We start from the raw sequence: 21,363 nt of genomic DNA, 5'->3' as shown, positions 1-21,363 counted from the left end.
ACCCTCGCCCCCACTCCAGCCCCTATATGGGATGGCGGCTCCATACACGAAGCCGTTTTCGTATTCTAGACCGGAATTCAAGCGCTGGCGAATGGTCCGGGGCGGGCTATGCCGCCTTCTCCACCAGCCGCGCCAACTGCGTCATGACCACCGCCGAGCCCGCCAATCGCTTCTCGGGGGTTGGCCAATCGCGCACGAAGACGACGCTGTGGTCCGGCCGGATCTTGGCCAGCGAGCCCTGCTCGCCGATGAACCGGACGAGCCCGACCGGGTTGGAGAATTCGCGCTTGCGGAAATGGATGACGACGCCCTTCGGCCCGGCGTCGAGCTTCTCGACATTGGCCTTGCGGCAAAGCGCCTTGATGAAGACGATCTTGAGCAGATGCTTGACCTCTTCCGGCAACGGGCCGAAGCGGTCGATCAGCTCGGCGCCGAAAGCGTCGATTTCCTCGGTGTTCTCGAGATCGCCGAGACGGCGATAAAGCGCCAGCCTGAGCTGCAGGTCCGGAACATAGCTTTCCGGGATCATCACCGCCGTGCCGACGGCAATCTGCGGCGACCAGCCGCCATCCTGGACCTCGCCGGAATCCTTCACCTCGGCGACAGCCTCTTCCAGCATCTGCTGGTAGAGCTCGAAGCCGACCTCCTTGATGTGGCCGGACTGCTCTTCGCCCAGAAGATTGCCGGCGCCACGGATGTCGAGGTCGTGGCTGGCGAGCTGGAAGCCGGCGCCCAGCGTATCCAGCGATTGCAGCACCTTCAGCCGGCGCTCGGCGGTGTCGGTGAGCTTGCGGTTGGCCGGCAGCGTGAACAACGCATAGGCGCGCACCTTCGAGCGACCGACGCGACCGCGTAACTGGTAAAGCTGCGACAGGCCGAACATGTCGGCCCGATGGATGATCAGCGTGTTGGCGGTCGGGATGTCGAGACCGGATTCGACGATGGTCGTGGACAACAGCACATCGTACTGGCCGTCGTAGAAGGCATTCATGATGTCGTCGAGTTCGCCCGGCGGCATCTGGCCATGGGCCACCGCCACCTTCAACTCCGGCACGGATTCCTTCAGGAAATCATGGATTTCCGAGAGATCGCTGATGCGCGGCACCACATAGAAGGAATGGCCGCCACGATAGCGCTCGCGCAGCAGCGTCTCGCGGATGACCAGCGGATCGAAGGGCGAGATGAAGGTGCGCACCGCCATGCGGTCGACCGGCGGCGTGGCGATCAGCGACAGTTCGCGCACCCCGGTCAACGCCAGTTGCAGCGTGCGCGGGATCGGCGTCGCCGACAGCGTCAGCACGTGCACGTCGGTCTTCAAATCCTTCAGCCGCTCCTTGTGCTTGACGCCAAAATGCTGCTCTTCGTCGATGATCAGCAGGCCAAGGTTCTTGAACGAGATTGCGGAACCGAGCAGCGCATGCGTACCGATGACGATGTCGACCTGGCCCTCGGCGATACCTTTCTTGGTCTCGGCCAGTTCCTTGGCGCCGACTAGCCGCGACGCCTGGCCGACACGGATCGGCAGGCCGGAGAAACGCTGCGAAAAGGTCTTGAAATGCTGGCGCGACAACAATGTCGTCGGCACCACAACCGCCACCTGAAAGCCTTCCATCGCCGCGATGAAGGCGGCGCGCAGCGCCACTTCGGTCTTGCCGAAGCCGACATCACCGCAAATCAGCCGGTCCATCGGCTTGCCGGCGGCCAGATCGTCGCGCACCGAGTCGATCGCCGTCTGCTGGTCGTCGGTCTCCTCATAGGGAAAGCGGGCCGCGAACTCGCCATAGAGGCCTTCTGCCGGCACCAGTGGCGGTGCGGAGCGCATTTGCCGCTCGGCGGCGATGCGGATCAGCTGCCCGGCCATGTCAAGCAGGCGTTTCTTCAGCCGCGCCTTGCGCGACTGCCAGGCGCCGCCGCCAAGCTTGTCCAGCGTCGCCTCGGCTGTGTCAGAACCATAGCGCGACAGGAGTTCGATGTTCTCGACCGGCAGGAACAGCCGGTCGTCGCCGGCATAGTGGATTTCCAGGCAGTCATGCGGTGCACCGACCGCTTCGATGGTGCGCAGCCCGATAAACCGGCCAATGCCGTGGTCGGCGTGGACGACAATGTCGCCGGCCGACAATGCCGAGGCCTCGGCAATGAAATCCGAGGGACGCTTCTTGCGTTTCGAGCGCCGGATCAACCGGTCGCCGAGAATGTCCTGTTCGGCAACGACGACCAGTTTTTCGGTTTCGAAGCCGGATTCGAGCGGCAGCACGGCCAAGGCCGCCTGACCCGGCTCGAGCTTTTCGGCTTCCGCCAGCGTTGCAACCTGCTTGAGGTTGCCGAGATGGTGTTCGGCAAGGATCTGGCCAAGCCGATCGAGCGAGCCCTCGGTCCAGCCGGCGATGACGACGCGGCGGCGCGCCGCGCGCTCATCGGCGATGTGTTTGACGACAACGTCGAACACATTGACGTTCGGGTCGGCGCGTTCCTCGACAAAGCTGCGGCCAGGGCGCGAACCGGCATGAAAAACCTTTTTCGCGCCGGCGTCAGGCGCGTCAAACGGCGTGAAGTCGATCGCTTCACGCGGCCCTAGCGAGGCAATCAGGTTTTCCGGGGAGAGATAGAGCAGGTCCGGTGCGACCGGCTTGTAGGGCACGGCGTCCTTCAAGGCACCGTCCGCCTGCTTCTTGCGCGCCTCGTAATGGTCGAGGATCAGCGTGTGGCGCTCGGCCAGCGCCTCATGCGCCAGATGGTCGAAGATGACAGGCGTGTGAGGCAGATAGTCGAACACCGTCTCCAGCCGCTCATAGAAAAACGGCAGCCAGTGTTCCATGCCGGCAAACCGCCTGCCTTCGCTGACTGCTGCATAGAGCCCGTCATCGCGCTGTGGAGCGCCAAAGGCTTCGATATAGGAGCGGCGGAAACGGCTGATGGTTTCCGGCGTCAGCGCCACTTCGCTCATCGCCTGCAACGCCATCGACTTGCGCTGGCCGGTGGTGCGCTGCGTGGCGGCGTCGAAGACACGGATCGATTCCAGCGTGTCGCCGAAGAAGTCGAGCCTGAGCGCTTCGGTCCAGCCGGGGGCGAAAAGGTCGAGAATGCCGCCGCGCACCGCGAATTCACCGATACCGCGCACGGTCGGCACGCGTTCGAAACCGGACGTTTCCAGTCGCGACACCAGTACGTTCATGTCGATCTGGTTGCCGGGCCTGGCGTGGAAGGTCTGTGCCTCGACGAGATCCGCCGGCGGAATGCGCTGCAGCAGCGCATTGGCGGTGGTGAGAATGACGGCGCGGTGCGGCTTCTTCGCCAGCGCGATCATGGCGGTCAGTGCATCGAGGCGCTTGGCGGCCGCATCCGAGCCGGGCGAGACGCGGTCGTAGGGCAAGCAATCCCAGGCCGGCAGTTCCAGCACCGGCAGGCCGGGGGCCGCGAAAGACAGCGCCTCGATGATCGCCGGCAGGCGCTGACCGTCGCGCGCGACGAACAGAACCGGCTTGTCGGGCGCGATCTCGAGTGCTGCCTGCACCAGCGCAAAGGCTTCGTAGCCATCGGCGACGCCGTCGACGATGAACTGACCGGCGCGGTCTTTCGGCAAACCGATGGTGGGAATGAGGCTCATCAAATCACGGTCTTGTTTTATCGCAATTCCCCAGGGAAAACCGCTTCGTACTTTTCCTGGAATTGCTTGTGTTCAGAATGTCAGAGAACGGCGGAAAGCCAGGATCTTTTGCAGGACGGCACAATCGATGTCGGCCGGCACCGGGCGTTCGCCGGTGACCATGGGCAGGAATTCGGTATCGGGAATGTCGAGGAGCCTCTCATATTGGTCGATTTCCTCAGCCGTCAAGGCGCCGATCTCAGCGTCGGCGAAAGTGCCGAGGATAAGGTCCATCTCGCGCATGCCGCGATGCCAGGAGCGAAACAGAAGCTTGCGGCGGCGGACGTCGAGCCCCTCGCTTGATCTCGTCGTTCCGGTCATCGTGCCGCATCCTTGCTTGCTGCGGGCGCATATAGCGTGGATAGAAGGGGCTGTCAGCCTTGCAACGGCCCGGTTGGCGTCTAACATCTCGGTGTGACGAACATTCCTGACAGTATCGGCGCTAGCACCCCCGTCTGTCCTGCCGGACATCTCCCCCTCAAGGAGGGAGATCGTATGGCACGACTGCTTTCGCCAATTTCCAACTGCGCAAGGCGGGCGGCGAGGTCGGAACTGCTAATCTCCCCCCTTGAGGGGGAGATGGCCGGCAGGCCAGAGGGGGATGAGCGCAGACACCGCATGGTTTCTCTCAGATGAGGCCTTCCATCCTCGATCCCTTGTTTGTCCCGATCACCTCGCTTGCCGGCGTCGGGCCGAAAGTCGGCGCGCTTATAGAAAAAGTCGTCCCGGCCGACCTCGGTGACCGCCCCGCCCGCGCGGGCGACCTTCTGTTCGTGCTGCCGCACACCGTCATCGACCGCCGCAGCCGGCCGGGCATCGCAGGATCCGCGGAGGGCCAGATCGTGACGCTGGAGGTGCGCATCGACCGCCACCAGCCGCCGCCGCGCGGCAACAGGTCGGTGCCTTACCGGGTCTTCGCCCATGACGACACCGGCGAGATCGCGCTGACCTTCTTCCATGCTCACGCTTCCTACCTCGAAAAGGCGATGCCCGAGGGCGAGCATGTCGTGGTCTCGGGCCGCATGGAATGGTTCAATGGCCGCCCGAGCATGGTCCACCCCGACCATATCGCGCTGGCCAGCGAGGCGGAAAACCTGCCGCTGGTCGAACCGGTCTATCCCCTGACAGCCGGGCTCTCGGGCAAGGTGCTACGCCGGGCGATCGGCCAGGCGCTGGCGCGTGTGCCCGAATTTCCCGAATGGCAGGAGGGCGCTTTCATGCGCCGCCACACGTCTCCCTCCTTTGCCGGCGCGCTTGCCCGCATCCACAATCCGGCCGACCCGATCGATGTCTCCGTCGATGGCGCTGCCTGGCGGCGCCTCGCCTATGATGAGCTGCTGGCGGGCCAGGTCTCGCTGGCGCTGGTGCGGGCAAAAGTCCGCCGCCTGTCCGGCCGCCCCCTGGTCGGCGACGGCCGCATCGTCGAAAAACTGCGAGCCGCACTGCCCTATTCGCTGACATCGAGCCAGGAGTTCGCGCTAGCCGAAATCAATGCCGACCTCGCCGATCCCGAGCGCATGCTGCGGCTTCTGCAGGGCGATGTCGGCTCCGGCAAGACGGTCGTCGCGCTGCTGGCCATGGCGCGGGCTGTCGAGGCCGGCGGCCAGGCAGCCTTGATGGCACCGACCGAAATCCTGGCGCGCCAGCATCTGGCGACCATCACGCCGCTTGCCGCCAAGGTCGGGTTGCGCATCGCCATCCTCACGGGCCGCGAGAAGGGCCGCGAACGCGCTGATACGCTGGCCGGCTTGGCAAGCGGCGAGATCGACATCGTCGTCGGCACCCATGCGCTGTTCCAGGAGACGGTCATGTTCCACGATCTGGTCTTTGCCGTGATCGACGAGCAGCACCGTTTCGGCGTCCATCAGCGGCTTGCCATCACCGCCAAGGGCGACGCGCCAGACATGCTGGTGATGACGGCCACTCCCATCCCGCGCACGCTGGTGCTGACCGCCTTCGGCGACATGGACGTATCGAAGCTGACGGAAAAACCGGCCGGCCGCCAGCCGATCCGTACCGTTACGCTGCCACTCGAGCGGCTCGACGAACTGGTCGACCGCATGGTGGACGCCGTCGCCGGCGGCCAGAAGATCTACTGGATCTGTCCGCTGGTCGAGGAATCCGAAGAAATCAAGCTGATGTCGGCCGAAGACCGCTTCGCCTCGCTGAAACCATTGTTCGGCGATCGCATCGGTCTCGTTCACGGCCGCATGAAGGGTGCCGAGAAGGACGAGGCGATGCGCGCCTTCAAGCAGGGCGAGACACGCATCCTGATCGCCACCACGGTCATCGAGGTCGGCGTCGACGTACCGGACGCCACCGTCATGGTCATCGAGCATGCCGAGCGCTTCGGCCTCGCCCAATTGCATCAGTTGCGCGGCCGGGTCGGGCGTGGTGACAAGCCCTCCTCCTGCGTGCTGCTCTACAAGGACCCGCTCGGCGAGACCGCAAAACGCCGGCTGTCGGTGATGCGCGAGACCGAGGACGGGTTCCTGATCGCCGAGGAGGACCTGAGGCTGCGCGGCGAAGGCGAATTGCTGGGCACCCGCCAGTCCGGCACGCCGGGTTTCCAGGTGGCGCGCATCGAGGCGCATGCCGACCTTCTGGAGGCCGCCCGCGACGATGCCAGGCTGATCCTGTCGCGCGATCCGGAGCTGCAATCAGACCGAGGCGAGGCGTTGCGCCTGCTGCTTTATTTGTTCGGCCGCGACGAGGCCGTGCGGCTCCTGCGCGCCGGCTGAGCCAGGGCGGCAACCGACGGGTTGGCGAGCATTCCCTCGATCGGCTCGCCATTCACGACAACCATTTGCTTGACCTCGGGCGCCACCAGCCCGGCCGAGACGATCAGCTTGGCGCCGTCCTCGATCGTCATGTCGAGCAGCACGATGTCCGACTTCGGCACATACATCAGGAATCCGGTGGTCGGGTTCGGCGTGCACGGCATAAACACGGCAATCAGCGGATCGCCTTCCTGGTCAAGCTTCTGGTTGATCTCGGTTTCCTTCTCGCTGGCGACGAACACCAGCGACCACACACCCTTGCGCGGATATTCGACCAGCCCGACCTGGCGGAACATGTCACCCTTGTTCGACAGCACGGTCTCGAAAATCTGCTTCAGCGAGCCATAGATGCCGCGCACCAGCGGCATGCGGCCAAGCAGGCGCTCGCCGAAATTGACGATGGCGCGGCCGACGATGTTTGCCGTCAGGAAGCCGATCAGCGTGATCAGGATGAGCGCCACGATCAGCCCGAACCCCGGCACCGGAAACGACAAATAGGTGTCAGGGCTGTAGCGGGCCGGAATATAGGGTTTCACCCAGGAATCGACCCAGCCGATGAAAGACCATGCAATGTAGGCGGTGATCGCCAGCGGCGCGCAGACAATGAAGCCCGTGAGGAAATAGTTCCTCAGCCGGGTCACGCCGGAAGTCTTGGGAGCGTCGGACATGATTCACCGGAGGCGCGGGTTGCAGCGCAACATTAGTGAACCGGACGAAGCTTTGGAACTGCGAAGTTTTTAAAGAGCCGATTATGCCGCCGCTTCCAGCGAAGCAATCCAAACGGAAGCAGCATACGTTCGCGATTAGCCGAAACATCCCTCCCCTTCGTCATCCACGGGCGGAGCAAGGAGCGAAGCGACGCGGCGCAGACCCGAGGATCCATTCCGTGACGTCGGCCGAAGAATGCAACCCCTCAAGATGGTCGGCGAATCCTTCGGTCGCTATACTTCGTTCATGACGGGCTATGTCTATTTAACTGCGAGCCGGAAACGCGGCACCATCTATATTGGCGTCACAAACGATCCGATGCGATCCAGCGCGAGAAGTCGCTGAAACGTTGGCCGCGTCAATGTAAGATCGAACTGATCGGAATGGCCAATCCGGAGTGGTTCGAACTTTTCCGCGGGACTGGGTGGTAGCGCCAAGTTCTGCACCGCTTGATCCGCCACCACCGTCACGGAATGGATCCTCGGGTCTGCGCAGGAGCTTCGCTCCCGCTCCGCCCGTGGATGACGAAAGGATGAGGCCTACTCCACCGTCACCGATTTCGCCAGATTGCGCGGCTGGTCGACGTCGGTGCCCATGAACACGGCGGTAAAATAGGCGAGCATCTGGATCGGCAGCGCGTAGATGATCGGCGAGATGATTTCCGGCACGTCCGGCAGCACGATCGTCTCCATCGTCTTGACGCTCGTCAGTGCCGCACCCTTGCTGTCGGTGATGAGGATGATCTTGCCGCCGCGCGCCGCCACTTCCTGCATGTTCGACACGGTTTTTTCGAAAATGCGGTCGTGCGGCGCGATGACGATGACCGGCATGTTCTCGTCGATCAGTGCGATCGGGCCATGCTTCAGTTCGCCGGCTGCATAGCCTTCGGCGTGGATATAGGAGATTTCCTTGAGTTTTAGCGCGCCTTCCATGGCCAGCGGGAAATTGGTGTCGCGGCCGAGATAGAGCACGTTCTTATAGTGCGCGAGGTCGCGCGCGATCTTTTCGATCTGATGGTCGAGCTTCAGCACCTGATTGGCATAGCGCGGCGCTTCCGAAAGCTCGCGCACAAAGGTCTTTTCCTGCTGCTTCGAGATTGTCCCGCGCGCCACGCCGGCACGCACGGCTAGCGATGCCAACACCGACAGCTGGCAGGTGAATGCCTTGGTCGAGGCAACGCCGATCTCCGGTCCCGCCAGCGTCGGCAGCACGACGTCGGATTCGCGCGCCATCGTCGATTCCCGCACATTGACGACGGCGCCGATCTTCATCCCCGCCTTGCGGCAGTAGCGCAGCGAGGCCAGCGTGTCCGCGGTCTCGCCCGATTGCGAGATGAAGAAGGCGGCATCGTTCTTCGACAGCGGCATTTCGCGGTAACGGAATTCCGAAGCGACATCGATATCGACCGGTAGTCGCGCGTAGCGCTCGAACCAGTACTTGCCAATCAGGCCGGCGAGATAGGCGGTGCCGCAGGCCGAAATCGCCAGCCGGTCGATTTTGGCGAAATCGAAAGGCAGGTCGAGCGGCTTGGAGACGCCGCCGACAAAATCCAGATAATTCGCCAGCGTGTGCGAGATGACCTCGGGCTGCTCATGGATTTCCTTCTCCATGAAATGGCGCCGATTGCCCTTGTCGACCATGAAGCTGGTCGAAAGCGACTGCTGGCGCTTGCGGTCGACCTTTGTGCCGTCGATGTCGAAGATGGTGACGCCGTCGCGGCGCACCACCGCCCAGTCGCCATCTTCGAGATAGGTGATCGAATTGGTGAACGGTGCGAGCGCGATGGCGTCGGAGCCCAGAAACATCTCGCCATCGCCATGGCCGACAGCCAGCGGCGGACCGTTGCGCGCGCCGACGATCAGGTCTTCATCGCCCTTGAACATGATGGCCAGCGCGAAGGCCCCTTCCAGCCGCTTCAGCGCCTGGTGCGCGGCTTCGACCGGCTTCAGCCCCCTGGCGAGTTCGCGCGCCACCAGATGCGCCACGACCTCGGTGTCGGTCTGCGACGAAAAAGAATAGCCGTCGCGGATCAGTTCTTCGCGCAATTCGGCGAAATTCTCGATGATGCCGTTGTGGACGATGGCGACGCCATCGGAAAAATGCGGGTGCGCATTGGTCTCGTTGGGCACGCCATGCGTCGCCCAGCGCGTGTGACCGATGCCGATCGTGCCATCGAGCGGCTCGTCCTTGAGCCGGCGCTCCAGGTTGATCAGCTTGCCTTCGGCACGGCGCCGGGCGAGTTCGCCACGCTCGATGGTGGCGACGCCGGCCGAGTCATAGCCACGGTACTCCAACCGCTTCAACGCATCGACAATGAGCGGCGCAACCTGCGAGCGGCCGACGATTCCAACGATACCGCACATGCAGAAAGCCCCCGAATCCCCAGAAAACCAGCACTATTTAGGGATGGCCGGCCTGCCGTGAAAGTCACATTGCATTTCGTCCCGTGTAACGGAACGCTCATTCTTGTCGATGCACCATGACAGACCGCTCTTGCAATCCGGTTACTGCAATCGTTCGGTTTTTTGCGGGCCGGTTTTACTTTTTCTTCGCAGCCGCGGCCGAAGCAAAGCGCTCGCGCAATTCCTTGCCCTTGCCTGGAATCGTCTTCTGGCGGGCGCGGCCGAAGGCCAGCGCGTCGTCGGGCACGCTTTCGGTGATCACGCTGCCCGAGGCGATGTAGCCGCCCTTGCCGATGGTGACAGGCGCCACCAGCGACGAATTGGAGCCAATGAACGCGCCCTCGCCGATGTCCGTGAAGAATTTCGAATAGCCGTCATAATTGCAGGTGATGGTGCCGGCGCCGATATTGGCGCCCGCACCGACGCGGGCATCGCCGATATAGGTCAGATGGTTGACCTTGGCGCCCTCTTCGATAACCGCCTGCTTGACCTCGCAGAAATTACCGACTTTGGCCTTGTCTCGGAGATCGGCGCCCGGCCGCAGCCGCGCGTACGGCCCGACATCGCAATTGGACGCAATAGTGGCGCCCTCGATATGGCTGAAGGCATGGATCTTGGCGCCCGTGGCAATTTTCACGCCCGGGCCGAACCAGACATTGGGCTCGACGATCGTGTCAGCGCCAATCTCGGTGTCATGCGAGAAATACACCGTCTCCGGCGCAATCAGCGTCACACCCGACAGCATCGCTTCGTGCCGGCGACGCGCCTGCCAGATGCCCTCGGCCTGCGCCAGTTCGGCGCGATTGTTGATGCCGAGCGCGCTCTCGAAGCTGGCTTCGGTGGCGACGACATCGAGGCCTCGCGCGCCGGCGATCTCGACAATGTCGGTTAGGTAGTACTCGCCCTTGGCATTCTTATTGCCGACCGCGTCGAGCAGCCTCAGCGCGTGGGCGCCGGCTACCGCCATCGTCCCGGCATTGCAGAAGCCGATTTTTTTCTCCTCCTCGGAGCAATCCTTTTCCTCGCGGATGGCGACCAGCTTGCCGTCCTTTTCGATCAACCGGCCATAGCCGGTCGGACTGGGAGGACGGAAGCCAACCACGACGACGGCAGCACCTTCAGCCAGTTTCAGCCGCGCCACCGTCAGCGCATCGGCGCCGATCAGCGGCGTGTCGCCAAACATCACGAGAATATCGTCATGACCCTTTGATATCGCTTCGCGCGCGGCCAGCACGGCATGCGCGGTGCCGAGGCGCTTGTCCTGCACGAAGGTCTCAGCCTTTGGAGCGAATTTCGCCGCCGCCTTGCGCATCTCTTCCGCGCCATGTCCAATCACCAACGCTTGGCTGCCGGCGCCGGCAGCTTCGGCCGCCCTCACCACATGGGCGACCATCGGCAGCCCGGCGATCTGGTGCAGCACCTTCGGCAGCACGCTCTTCATGCGCGTGCCTTCGCCGGCGGCAAGGATGACGGACAGGCAGGATCTCTGGCTCATGGAACGACAACCATATGAAAAGGGTTGGGAATCAAAGCATGCTAGCAGTGGCGCCATGCTTCACCAATGCGGTTAAATTCCGGTGCGATGGTAGAGCAACTGACTTTTAATCAGCGGGTCCACAGTTCGATCCTGGGCTCAGCCTGGGCATTTGCCCGCCGCTACCCCAGCCGCCCCAGCACCGGGAAATTCTCCAGCAGCCAGTAGGAAACGGTCTGCACGCCGCCGGTGAGGAAAAACACGCCGGCAACGACCAGCAGCGCGCCGATCGCCTTTTCGACACGGCCGAGATGGACGCGGAATTTGCCGAGGAAGCGCATGAAGGCGCCTGAAAACAGCGCGGCGATCAGGAACGGGATGCCCAGCCCGAGCGAATAGGCGGCGAGCAGCAGCGCGCCCTCGCCCACCGTTTCGCGACCACCTGCCAGCGTCAGGATCGGCCCCAGCACCGGGCCGATGCAGGGCGTCCAGCCGAAGGCGAAAGCCAGCCCCATGACATAGGCGGCGACAGCACTCGCCGGTTTTCCCTGCGACTGGAAGCGCGCCTCGCGCGACAGCAGCGGAATGCGCAGGATGCCGAGGAAATTCAGGCCCATCAGGATGATCAGCACACCGGCGCCCATTGCCAGCGGCTCCTGCCAGACGCGCAGCAGCCGGCCGATGGTCGAGGCGCCGGCGCCCAGCGCGACAAAGACGGTCGAGAAGCCGAGCACGAAGGCGATCGAGGAAAAGAGCAGCGCGCCGCGTGCGCCTTCACGCGCTGTCGCACCGGCATTGCCGCGGAAATCGTCGACCGACACGCCGGCCATATAACAGAGATAAGGCGGCACCAGCGGCAGCACGCAAGGCGACAGGAACGAGATAGCTCCCGCCCCGATCGCGCTGACATAGCCGATGTCCAATGCCATTTCCAAGAACTCCAATGCCGTGACGCCGATATAGCGACGCGCAGCCTTGTCCACCAATCACCATTGTGTTGGCAAGATCATCCATTGCCCGACGCACTTGCCAGGAAGAAACGACGGCTCGCAGGCGTTGATGCTGTGAGGCCGCGATTTCCCGCGCGTCTCCAGATATCAGTCAGGGAGATTTCCATGAAAACCATAACCGCAGGACTGGCAGCGCTTCTACTCAGCACCGCCGCATCCTTCGCCGCCGACGCGTGGAAGGAAGCCGAGGTCAATGGCACCAAGATCTACACCGACGCCAACGGCATGACGCTTTACACCTATGACAAGGACGAGAAGGGCAAGACCAACTGCTACGACAAATGCGCCACCAACTGGCCGCCGCTGAAGGCCGAAGCCGGCGCCAAGGCGGATGACGAATGGACCGTTGTCGACCGCACCGACGGCACCAAGATGTGGGCCTATGACGGCAAGCCGGTCTACACCTTCATAAAGGACAAGAAGCCCGGCGACGTGACCGGCGACGGCGTCGGCGAAGTCTGGCACATCGTCAAGGCCGACTAAGCCACTCTATCCCAGTCCCGCCTGCTGACTGGTCGCCGGGCATCGCTCCATGCCGCCGGCGGCCAGCATCAATCAGCCGTTCTGGCGTCGAACCGACGCTATTCCCGGCCGTCACTCCGCGACTCGGTGGAAAAGTGAAACCAGGTCGTTTTCGCCGGCTCGGCACCACATCTCCCTTTCCCAAAATTCTGTGATTTTCTCCATACACTCTTAGAGTGTATTGCTGCGGACCGGCCCGCAATTTGGGCGCTTCCCCTTGACCGGATGCAAAAGCGCGGCCATGTGAGCGACAAATAGAACGAGATTTCGTCGCGCGCAGCGGAATTCTTCTGCCGCACCACAGCTGATATGAGACCTCATGGACGTCGTCGTCGTCGAATCGCCGGCCAAGGCGAAGACAATCAACAAATACCTCGGCAAGAACTACAAGGTTCTGGCCTCGTTCGGCCATGTCAGGGATTTGCCGGCCAAGGATGGCTCGGTGCGTCCGGATGAGGATTTCGCCATGTCCTGGGCGGTCGACACCGCCTCGGGCAAGCGGCTTGCCGACATAGCCAAGGCGGTCAAGGATGCCGACGGCCTGATCCTCGCCACCGATCCGGATCGCGAAGGTGAAGCCATCTCCTGGCATGTGCTGGAGGTGCTGAAGCAGAAGCGCGCACTAAAGGACAAGCCGGTCAGCCGCGTCGTCTTCAACGCCATCACCAAATCGTCGGTGCTGGAAGCAATGGCCAATCCGCGCCAGATCGATGCGCCACTGGTCGATGCCTATCTCGCCCGTCGGGCGCTGGATTATCTCGTCGGCTTCACGCTGTCGCCGGTGCTGTGGCGCAAGCTGCCGGGCGCCCGTTCGGCCGGACGCGTCCAGTCGGTTGCACTGCGCCTGGTCTGCGACCGCGAATCCGAGATTGAGCGCTTCATCCGCGAGGAATACTGGCAGATCGCCGCCCTGCTCGGCACGCCGCGCAACGAGAATTTCGAAGCGCGGCTGACGGCGTTCGATCGCAAGAAGCTGCAAAAGCTCGATATTTCCAACAAGGCGCAGGCCGACGACATCAAGTCGATGCTCGAAGGCGCGACCTTCAAGGCGGTGTCGGTCGAAGCCAAGCCGACCAAGCGCAATCCCGGCCCGCCCTTCACCACGTCGACGCTGCAGCAGGCCGCCTCATCGGGCCTCGGCTTCTCGGCCAGCCGCACCATGCAGGTGGCGCAACGTCTCTATGAAGGCATGGAGATCGGCGGCGAGACCACAGGTCTCATCACCTATATGCGAACCGACGGCGTGCAGATGGCACCCGAGGCGATCGACGCCGCACGCGACGCCATTGCCAAGGAATTCGGCGCAAAATACCTGCCGGAAAAGCCGCGCCAATATACGGCCAAAGCCAAGAACGCCCAGGAAGCGCACGAAGCGATCCGCCCGACGGATTTCATGCGCACCCCGGCATCGGTCAGGCAATATCTCGATTCCGACCAGATGCGGCTCTATGAGCTGATCTGGAAGCGCGCCATCGCCAGCCAGATGCAGTCGGCCGAGATCGAGCGCACCACCGCCGAGATCGAAGCGGTCAATGGATCGCGCACCGCCGAGCTTCGCGCCGTCGGCTCGGTCGTTCGCTTCGACGGCTTCATTGCCGCCTACACCGACCAGAAGGACGACGATACGGAAGACGAGGAAAATCGTCGCCTGCCCGAAATCCGCGCCGGCGAGCAGCTTGCCCGCCAGGCGATCAATGCCACCCAGCACACCACCGAGCCGCCGCCGCGCTATTCCGAGGCGTCGCTGATCAAGAAGCTGGAAGAACTCGGCATCGGCCGGCCTTCTACGTATACGGCGATCCTGAAGACACTCGAAGACCGCGACTATGTCACCATCGACAAGCGCCGACTGGTGCCGCAGGCCAAGGGCCGGCTGCTGTCGGCCTTCCTCGAAAGCTTCTTCAAACGTTATGTCGAGTACGACTTCACGGCATCTCTGGAAGAGAAGCTCGACGAGATCTCGGACGGCAAGCTCGCCTGGAAAGACGTGCTACGCGATTTCTGGAAGGATTTTTCCGGTGCCGTCGCAGACATCAAGGAACTGCGCGTCACCGACGTGCTCGACGCGCTCAATGAGGAACTGGCGCCGCTGGTGTTTCCCGCGCGGGAGGATGGCTCCAATCCGCGCATCTGTCCGAAATGCGGCACCGGCAATCTGTCGCTGAAGCTCGGCAAATTCGGCGCCTTTGTCGGCTGCTCGAACTATCCCGAATGCTCCTTCACCCGTCAGCTCGGCGACGCCGCCAATCCCAATGGCGAGAATGGCGGCGGCGAAGACGGCACCAAGGTCATCGGCAAGGATCCGTATACGTCTGAGGAAATCACGCTGCGCAGCGGCCGCTTCGGTCCCTATCTGCAGCGCGGCGACGGCAAGGAAGCCAAGCGCTCCAGCCTGCCCAAGGGCTGGACGGCCGAGTCGATAGACCATGAGAAGGCGTTGGCGCTGCTGTCGCTGCCGCGCGATGTCGGCCAGCATCCGGAAACCGCCAAGATGATCTCGGCAGGGCTCGGCCGCTACGGTCCGTTCGTGCTGCATGACGGCACCTATGCCAATCTCGAGAGCATCGAGGACGTGTTCTCGATCGGCCTCAACCGCGCCGTGTCGGTGATCGCCGAGAAGCAGTTGAAGGGCAAGGGTGGCCGCAATGGCGGCACTGCCGCTGCGCTCAAGGAACTTGGCGACCATCCCGATGGCGGCGGCAAGATCGTCGTGCGCGACGGCAAATACGGACCTTACGTGAATTTCGGCAAGGTCAACGCCACCCTGCCCAAGGGCAGGGATCCACAGTCGGTGACCATCGAGGACGCGCTGGCGCTGATTGCCGAGAAGGAAGCCAAGGGCGGCGGCGGCAAGAAACCTTTCCGCAAGGCAGCAGCGGCCAAGGCCCCGGCAACCAAGAAAGTGGCAGCCAAGAAGCCGGCCGCGAAGAAAAAAGGATAGGGCAGCGTGGCGCGCAAGATCACCGGCAGAACCCACGGCGATCCGCGCACCGCCGACACCAGGGCCAAGGTCAAGGACGACTACCGACCGTCGCGTGACGAAATCCTGCGCTACATCGCCGAAAATCCCGATCGCGCCGGCAAACGCGACATCGCAAAGGCGTTCGCGCTGCGCGGCGACGACCGCATCTGGCTGAAGGACATTTTGCGCGACTTGCAGGACGAAGGCGTCCTTACCAAGGAGCGCAAGGGGTTGGCCCGCGTCGGCGCCCTGCCCCATGTCACGGTCCTCGATATTTTCGACCGTGATGCCGATGGCGTGCTCTTGGCGCGTCCTACCGAACACACGGCCAATGGACCGCCGCCCATCGTTTCCATCCGCCTGTCGCGCAGTGGCGGTGGACCGGCGCCCGGCATTGGCGACCGCGTGCTGGCCAAGACCTTTCCGGCCGACGAGACGAACGTTGCCCTGGGCGGCCCCGCCTACACCGGGCGGGTGGTGAAGATTTTCGAAAAACGCACCGATGCCGTGCTCGGTGTCTTTCGCATCTTGCAGGACGGCACCTTCCGCATCGAGCCGGTGGAACGGCGCCAGCCCGAACTGATCGTCGACAAGGAATTCCAGAACGGCGCCAAGAACGGCGACCTGGTCGAGGTCGAGCCCGCGCGGGCTTCTCGCTATGGGCTGCCGAGAGCCAAGGTGCTCAACGTGCTGGGTTCGCTGACCAGCGAAAAGGCGGTCTCGATGATCGCCATCCACGCGCATGACATTCCGCATATCTTCCCGGCCGACGTCATCGCCGAATCCGAAGCGGTCAAGCCGGCGACGCTGGATCACCGCGAGGACTGGCGCGACCTGCCGTTGATCACCATCGATCCGGCCGACGCCAAGGATCATGACGACGCCGTCTTCGCCACGCCGGATCTCGACGAGAAGAACCCGGGCGGCGTGGTTGCCACTGTCGCCATCGCCGACGTCGCCGCCTATGTGCGCTACGGCACGGCACTCGACCGCGAAGCGCTGAAGCGCGGCAATTCGGTGTATTTCCCGGATCGCGTCGTGCCGATGCTGCCCGAGCGCATCTCCAACGATCTCTGCTCGCTGCGCGAGGGCCAGGACCGGCCGGCATTGGCAGTGCGCATGGTTTTTTCGGCCGAGGGCCGCAAGCTCAGGCACTCCTTCCATCGCGTCATGATGAAGTCGGCGGCAAAGCTCGCCTACCAGCAGGCTCAGGCGGCGATCGACGGCGCGCCGGACGACAAGACAGGCCCGATCCTCAAAACCGTGCTGAAGCCACTGTGGGACGCCTATGCGATCCTGAAGCGCGGCCGCGATGGCCGCCAACCGCTCGAACTCGACCTGCCGGAGCGCAAGATCGTGCTAAAGCCGGACGGCACCGTCGATCGCGTCATCGTGCCGGACCGGCTCGATGCCCACAAGCTCATCGAAGAATTCATGATCCAGGCCAATGTCGCGGCGGCCGAAACGCTCGAGGCGAAGAAACAGGAACTGGTCTATCGCGTCCATGACGCGCCATCGCTGGCCAAACAGGAATCGCTGCGCGAGTTCCTGCAGACATTGGGCCTGTCACTTGCGCGCGGCGCGCAGATGCAGCCAAGCCAGTTCAACGGCATTTTGGAGCGCGTGCGCGGCGCCGACAATGAAGGCCTGGTCAACGAAGTGGTTCTGCGCTCGCAGAGCCAAGCCGAATACTCGCCAAAGAACATCGGCCATTTCGGTCTCAACCTCCGCCGCTACGCCCATTTCACCTCACCGATCCGCCGCTACGCCGATTTGATCGTGCATCGCGGACTTATTGCCGCACTCGGATTGGGTTCGGGCGGGCTGACGCAGGACGAAGCGGCACGGCTCGAAGATGTCGCCGTGCTGATTTCCGGCACGGAACGCCGCGCAATGGCGGCCGAGCGGGACACGGTCGACCGTCTGATCGCCAGCTATCTCGCCGAACGCGTCGACGACCGGTTCGATGCCCGCATCTCCGGCGTCACCAAGTCAGGACTATTTGTCCAATTGCCGCAGTACGGCGCGGATGGTTTCATCCCGGTGTCAACTCTGGGCGGCGATTACTATATATACGATGAAACGGCCCGCTCCCTGTTCGGGGAACGCTCGGGCAAAGGCTACCAGCTCGCGGACCGCGTCGAGGTCCGACTCGTCGAGGTGGCGCCGATGGCCGGCGCGATGCGCTTCGAAATGTTGACCGACCCGAAGCCTTTGCCGGGCTCCAAGCGGTCGTTTCACAAGGCCAAGGGCCGCGCCCGCGCGTCGCAATCGCGACCGGGTTCGCGCGGCAGGAGACGATGATGACAACAGCCATGGAAGAACAGGTTTTCGGCGGAGAACATCACTCGGGCCGGGCCGCGCGCCCGCTGTGGACGGCGATGAAGCGCGGCCTGCTCGGCCGCTGCCCGCATTGCGGCGAAGGCAAGCTGTTTCGCGCTTTCACCAAGACCGTCGACACATGCAGTGTCTGCGGCGAGGAACTGCATCACCACCGCGCCGACGACCTGCCTGCCTATCTCGTCATCGTCATCGTCGGCCACATCGTGCTCGGCGCTTTCATGGGCGTCGAGGCGACCTCCACCCTGTCCACATGGCAGCACATCGCCATCTGGGTGCCGCTGACCATCCTTTTGTCGGTGGCACTGCTGCAACCCGTCAAGGGCGCCGTCATCGGACTGCAATGGGCCTTCTATATGCACGGCTTCGGCGGCGAGCACGACGTGATCGAGCCGCATCCAGGAGCCTGAGTCGCAACCAAGAATGCGGCCTGGCGCAACATGCCGACCGTGAAAGGCCACTTTCGCTTGCCAGAAGTTTCCGCTAGGTCCTGCGCATGGACGGTATGACCAAGGCGGAAGTCGACAAGATCGAGCGGAGCATGATCGCTCATAGCGACCCGCCAATTCGCCCGCGCGACGCGGCAACCCTGATCCTGCTCGACCGCAAGGGCGATAACGTGCTGGTTCTGATGGGCCGCCGCCATGCCGGCCACGCCTTCATGCCGGGCAAGTTCGTCTTTCCCGGCGGCCGCACCGATCCGGCCGACAGCCGCATTCGGGTCGCCGCCGCATTGCACCCGGAGCAGGAAGCCAGGCTGGTCGCCGGGCCGGGCCGCACAAGCGCCGCACGGGCCCGCGCCATCGCCCTGTCCGCCATCCGCGAAACCTATGAGGAAGCCGGGCTGCTGATCGGCCGCAAGGGTGCTTTCGCAACCCTCAGGCCCGATTGGCAAGGCTTTGCCGAACACGGCGTGCAACCCTCTCTCGACATGCTGCGCTTCGTTGCGCGCGCCATCACGCCGCCCAACCGGGTGCGCCGCTTCGACACCCGCTTCTTCAGCGCCTGGCGTGACGACGTCGCGGTCGAACTGCCCGGTGGCGGCCCGACCAACGAGCTTGAAGAGCTGGTCTGGCTGCCGCTTGCCAAGGCCAGGGAAGCCGACATACCCGACATCACCCAAATGATCCTGGACGAGCTGCAAAAGCGCCTCGCCCATGACCCGCTGTTGCGTCCGGGCGGTCCCGTGCCCTTCTACCGGCTTGTCCGCAACCGCTTCACCCGCGAACTTCTCTAGAGCAATTCCAGGAAAAGTGTGACGCGGTTTTCCGCCCGGAATTGCGTAAGATCAAACAGACAGAGTATTCAGAATCCCATGACGGTCGATACCCAACCACAGGGCGACGAACGCGTACACTGGCTGCCGATGGTGGCGGCGATCTCGTCGATCAGCGTCGTCGGCATCGCCATCGGCCTTGGCATGCCGCTGCTCAGCGTCATCCTCGAAACGCGCGGCCATTCGGCTTCGATGATCGGCCTCAACACCGCCGTCGCCGGCCTCGCCTCGATCGCCGGTGCGCCGCTGGCGACCCCGCTCGCCATGCGCTTCGGCGTTGCCTGGACAATGATCGCCATGATCGCCGCCGGCGCGCTGGCCTTTGTCGGCTTCCATTTCGCACCCGATTTCTGGATGTGGTTTCCGCTGCGCATCGTGCTGCACATTGCGCTGACGGTGCTGTTCATCCTGTCCGAATTCTGGATCAGCACCTCGGCGCCGCCGCACCGACGCGGCCTTGTGCTGGGCATTTATGCCACTGTCCTGTCGCTCGGCTTTGCCGCCGGACCGTGGCTGTTCGCCCATCTCGGCAGTTCCGGCTTCAGGCCGTTCGGCGTCATCATCGCGTTGGTGACGCTGGCGGCCATACCCGTGCTGGCAGCACGCAACGAGAGCCCGTCGATCGCCTCGGATGGCGAAACCAGCAATTTCCTGCGCTACATCTGGCTGGTGCCGTCGGCGACCGCTGCCGTGCTGGTGTTCGGCGCGGTGGAAACCGGCGGCTTTGCCCTGTTCCCGATCTATGGCAGCCGAATCGGCTATTCCGAAGCCGATGCAGCACTTCTCCTGACCATGATCGGCCTCGGCAATGTGTTGTTGCAGATCCCGATCGGCATGATCAGCGACCGCGTCAGCGATCGCCGCTACCTGCTGATTGCCTGCGCCACGGTCGGTCTTATCGGCACCGTCTTCATGCCCTTCTTCGCCCAGAATTGGCATCTGATGGCCGCGCTTCTGTTCGTCTGGGGCGGCGTCGTCGCTGCCATGTACACGATCGGCCTCGCCCATCTCGGCTCGCAGCTTTCCGGCCATGAACTGGCGTCGGCCAACGCCGCCTTCGTGCTGTGCTACGGCGTCGGCATGGTGCTCGGCCCGCAGGCGATCGGCATCGGCATGGATGCGTTCGGCCCGTCCGGCTTCGGCTGGTCGCTCGGCCTGTTCTTCGCCGCCTATATCGCTTTGGTCGCCGTCAGGTTGGTTCGCAAGATCCTGCTGTAGCGCGACTGTGGCCAGCCATGCATTTGGCACGGCACGGAGACAGGCTGCTGACAGAACCGTGTCAGGAGCACAGGGCTAAAAAGGCGTCCCAAAACACTCGAGGACCCTTCCATGATCGACAGCGGCTTTGAAACCACATCGCTACGAATGACACTGCTTCTGCTCGTAACGTTCCAGGCTCCGGCCGCCGACGTCGACCGCATCATGGATGCCGTGGTGGCGATAGCGCCGCTGGCCATGGGCAAGTATGACCGCAATGCCTATCAGTCGGCGCACGGCATCGAACGCTACAGGCCGCTTGACGGTGCGGCCGCCGGCGCCGAAACCGAATTGAGGCGGCGGCCCGGCACGGTCGAGGTTTCCTTCGAACTGCCGGACGATCAGGCGCTGGCCGCTCGTGTCGTCGAGGCGATTTTCCAAGCACATTCCTATCAGGAACCGGTGATCCGCATTCAACCGATTCTCGCCAGCCGTTCCAAGGGGCTGGACGACCGCGCCAATCCGAATCGCTGGTGGAACACGACCGGAGACTGGAAGAAGGTTGCTGCACCGGCGACAGAAACCGCATGATTTCCGTTCACCAGCAGGCTCAGGCGGATCGCACGAGGCTTGCCGGGCTTGACTTTCCGGGCGCGTTCTTTATGTGTCGCGCCAAGTTTCCCGCGTCCGGGTGTTTCCCCGTGCTCCAGCGGCCAAAACCCCACGAACAAACGGACTGATATCATGGCCAAAGCCGCAAACATCAAGATCAAGCTTCTGTCGACCGCCGACACCGGTTTCTTCTACGTGACCAGCAAGAACAGCCGCACCAAGACCGACAAGCTGTCGTTCCGCAAGTACGACCCGGTCGCCAAGAAGCACGTCGAATTCAAGGAAACCAAGATCAAGTAATCTGGGTTTCCCGCTGCAATGCCGAAACGCCGCCCAATGGGCTAATGCAGTTCACTTAGGCACCTTCAGTGTTCTGACAGGATATTTGGCTGGTAGCTTTTTGACGACACGGGGGCATGATCGCCCCCGTGTTTTTG

General features: G+C 63.2%; 15 protein-coding genes and 1 pseudogene. 10 read left to right on the top strand and 6 right to left on the bottom strand.

Annotation, left to right across the window (positions count from 1 at the left end):
* Positions 1–106: 106 nt before the first annotated feature.
* Together mfd and NKJ11_RS20420 are read right to left on the bottom strand one after the other, a co-directional pair.
* Positions 107–3,604 carry a transcription-repair coupling factor gene (gene mfd, locus NKJ11_RS20425; protein WP_352794165.1) on the bottom strand — a complete coding sequence of 1,166 codons (3,498 nt, stop codon included), beginning with the start codon at positions 3,602–3,604 and terminating at the stop codon, positions 107–109.
* A gap of 72 nt (positions 3,605–3,676) precedes the next feature.
* Positions 3,677–3,964, bottom strand: a complete 288-nt coding sequence (locus NKJ11_RS20420) for an FAD assembly factor SdhE (RefSeq protein WP_127296163.1) — start codon at positions 3,962–3,964, stop codon at positions 3,677–3,679.
* A 311-nt stretch (positions 3,965–4,275) separates the two neighbouring features.
* On the opposite strand from NKJ11_RS20420, the gene recG reads away from it, so the two are divergent.
* Positions 4,276–6,384 carry an ATP-dependent DNA helicase RecG gene (recG, locus tag NKJ11_RS20415; protein ID WP_352794163.1) on the top strand — a complete coding sequence of 703 codons (2,109 nt, stop codon included), beginning with the start codon at positions 4,276–4,278 and terminating at the stop codon, positions 6,382–6,384.
* Here recG and NKJ11_RS20410 read toward each other — a convergent pair.
* The gene (locus tag NKJ11_RS20410) at positions 6,336–7,091 is read right to left on the bottom strand and encodes a DUF502 domain-containing protein (protein ID WP_027036784.1); all 756 of its coding nucleotides are present in this window, start codon (positions 7,089–7,091) and stop codon (positions 6,336–6,338) included. The two genes, recG and NKJ11_RS20410, sit on opposite strands and share 49 nt — an antisense overlap.
* Before the next feature lie 286 nt (positions 7,092–7,377).
* Between NKJ11_RS20410 and NKJ11_RS20405 the strand changes: the two are divergent.
* A pseudogene (locus NKJ11_RS20405) lies at positions 7,378–7,562 on the top strand (GIY-YIG nuclease family protein).
* 108 nt (positions 7,563–7,670) lie between these two features.
* Here NKJ11_RS20405 and glmS read toward each other — a convergent pair.
* From glmS to NKJ11_RS20390, 3 genes are all read right to left on the bottom strand, one after another.
* Complete coding sequence (gene glmS, locus NKJ11_RS20400; RefSeq protein WP_352794161.1) at positions 7,671–9,494, bottom strand: glutamine--fructose-6-phosphate transaminase (isomerizing); 1,824 nt, start codon at positions 9,492–9,494, stop codon at positions 7,671–7,673.
* Between the two features lie 175 nt (positions 9,495–9,669).
* Positions 9,670–11,028 (bottom strand): bifunctional UDP-N-acetylglucosamine diphosphorylase/glucosamine-1-phosphate N-acetyltransferase GlmU, encoded by a 1,359-nt coding sequence (gene glmU, locus NKJ11_RS20395; protein WP_352794159.1) that lies wholly within the window; start codon positions 11,026–11,028, stop codon positions 9,670–9,672.
* Between the two features lie 161 nt (positions 11,029–11,189).
* Positions 11,190–11,936, bottom strand: coding sequence for a cytochrome c biogenesis CcdA family protein (locus NKJ11_RS20390; protein WP_023810549.1), 747 nt, complete (start codon positions 11,934–11,936; stop codon positions 11,190–11,192).
* Positions 11,937–12,122: 186 nt separating this feature from the next.
* Here NKJ11_RS20390 and NKJ11_RS20385 point away from each other — a divergent pair, with 186 nt between their 5' ends.
* The 8 genes from NKJ11_RS20385 to rpmG all read left to right on the top strand — a co-directional run bounded on the left by NKJ11_RS20385 (position 12,123) and on the right by rpmG (position 21,226).
* The gene (locus tag NKJ11_RS20385; protein WP_128303545.1) at positions 12,123–12,500 is read left to right on the top strand and encodes a COG4315 family predicted lipoprotein; all 378 of its coding nucleotides are present in this window, start codon (positions 12,123–12,125) and stop codon (positions 12,498–12,500) included.
* A gap of 358 nt (positions 12,501–12,858) precedes the next feature.
* Positions 12,859–15,480 carry a type I DNA topoisomerase gene (gene topA / locus NKJ11_RS20380; protein ID WP_352794157.1) on the top strand — a complete coding sequence of 874 codons (2,622 nt, stop codon included), beginning with the start codon at positions 12,859–12,861 and terminating at the stop codon, positions 15,478–15,480.
* A gap of 6 nt (positions 15,481–15,486) precedes the next feature.
* Complete coding sequence (gene rnr, locus NKJ11_RS20375; protein ID WP_352794155.1) at positions 15,487–17,805, top strand: ribonuclease R; 2,319 nt, start codon at positions 15,487–15,489, stop codon at positions 17,803–17,805.
* 11 nt (positions 17,806–17,816) lie between these two features.
* Complete coding sequence (locus tag NKJ11_RS20370) at positions 17,817–18,251, top strand: DUF983 domain-containing protein (protein WP_027036792.1); 435 nt, start codon at positions 17,817–17,819, stop codon at positions 18,249–18,251.
* 86 nt (positions 18,252–18,337) lie between these two features.
* Complete coding sequence (locus NKJ11_RS20365; protein WP_352794153.1) at positions 18,338–19,078, top strand: NUDIX hydrolase; 741 nt, start codon at positions 18,338–18,340, stop codon at positions 19,076–19,078.
* A 78-nt stretch (positions 19,079–19,156) separates the two neighbouring features.
* Positions 19,157–20,335: an MFS transporter gene (locus tag NKJ11_RS20360; RefSeq protein WP_023810543.1), complete on the top strand. Its 1,179-nt coding sequence runs from the start codon at positions 19,157–19,159 to the stop codon at positions 20,333–20,335.
* Between the two features lie 111 nt (positions 20,336–20,446).
* Complete coding sequence (locus NKJ11_RS20355; protein WP_023810542.1) at positions 20,447–20,905, top strand: YqfO family protein; 459 nt, start codon at positions 20,447–20,449, stop codon at positions 20,903–20,905.
* Between the two features lie 153 nt (positions 20,906–21,058).
* Positions 21,059–21,226 carry a 50S ribosomal protein L33 gene (gene rpmG, locus NKJ11_RS20350; protein WP_006201775.1) on the top strand — a complete coding sequence of 56 codons (168 nt, stop codon included), beginning with the start codon at positions 21,059–21,061 and terminating at the stop codon, positions 21,224–21,226.
* Positions 21,227–21,363: the final 137 nt, after the last annotated feature.

The sequence above is a fragment of the Mesorhizobium sp. M0243 genome, from assembly GCF_040321775.1.
Classification (GTDB): Bacteria; Pseudomonadota; Alphaproteobacteria; order Rhizobiales; family Rhizobiaceae; genus Mesorhizobium.
Note: the sequence above shows the minus strand (reverse complement) of the source record. Positions and strands in the feature narration are given on the sequence as shown.

Coding starts and splice junctions, on each gene's coding strand:
- NKJ11_RS20360 (WP_023810543.1), top strand. CDS start 19,157: ATGACGGTCGATACCCAACCACAGGGCGACGAACGCGTACACTGGCTG.
- rpmG (WP_006201775.1), top strand. CDS start 21,059: ATGGCCAAAGCCGCAAACATCAAGATCAAGCTTCTGTCGACCGCCGAC.
- topA (WP_352794157.1), top strand. CDS start 12,859: ATGGACGTCGTCGTCGTCGAATCGCCGGCCAAGGCGAAGACAATCAAC.
- NKJ11_RS20365 (WP_352794153.1), top strand. CDS start 18,338: ATGGACGGTATGACCAAGGCGGAAGTCGACAAGATCGAGCGGAGCATG.
- recG (WP_352794163.1), top strand. CDS start 4,276: ATGAGGCCTTCCATCCTCGATCCCTTGTTTGTCCCGATCACCTCGCTT.
- NKJ11_RS20355 (WP_023810542.1), top strand. CDS start 20,447: ATGATCGACAGCGGCTTTGAAACCACATCGCTACGAATGACACTGCTT.
- glmS (WP_352794161.1), bottom strand. CDS start 9,494: ATGTGCGGTATCGTTGGAATCGTCGGCCGCTCGCAGGTTGCGCCGCTC.
- glmU (WP_352794159.1), bottom strand. CDS start 11,028: ATGAGCCAGAGATCCTGCCTGTCCGTCATCCTTGCCGCCGGCGAAGGC.
- mfd (WP_352794165.1), bottom strand. CDS start 3,604: ATGAGCCTCATTCCCACCATCGGTTTGCCGAAAGACCGCGCCGGTCAG.
- NKJ11_RS20420 (WP_127296163.1), bottom strand. CDS start 3,964: ATGACCGGAACGACGAGATCAAGCGAGGGGCTCGACGTCCGCCGCCGC.
- NKJ11_RS20385 (WP_128303545.1), top strand. CDS start 12,123: ATGAAAACCATAACCGCAGGACTGGCAGCGCTTCTACTCAGCACCGCC.
- NKJ11_RS20370 (WP_027036792.1), top strand. CDS start 17,817: ATGGAAGAACAGGTTTTCGGCGGAGAACATCACTCGGGCCGGGCCGCG.
- NKJ11_RS20390 (WP_023810549.1), bottom strand. CDS start 11,936: ATGGCATTGGACATCGGCTATGTCAGCGCGATCGGGGCGGGAGCTATC.
- NKJ11_RS20410 (WP_027036784.1), bottom strand. CDS start 7,091: ATGTCCGACGCTCCCAAGACTTCCGGCGTGACCCGGCTGAGGAACTAT.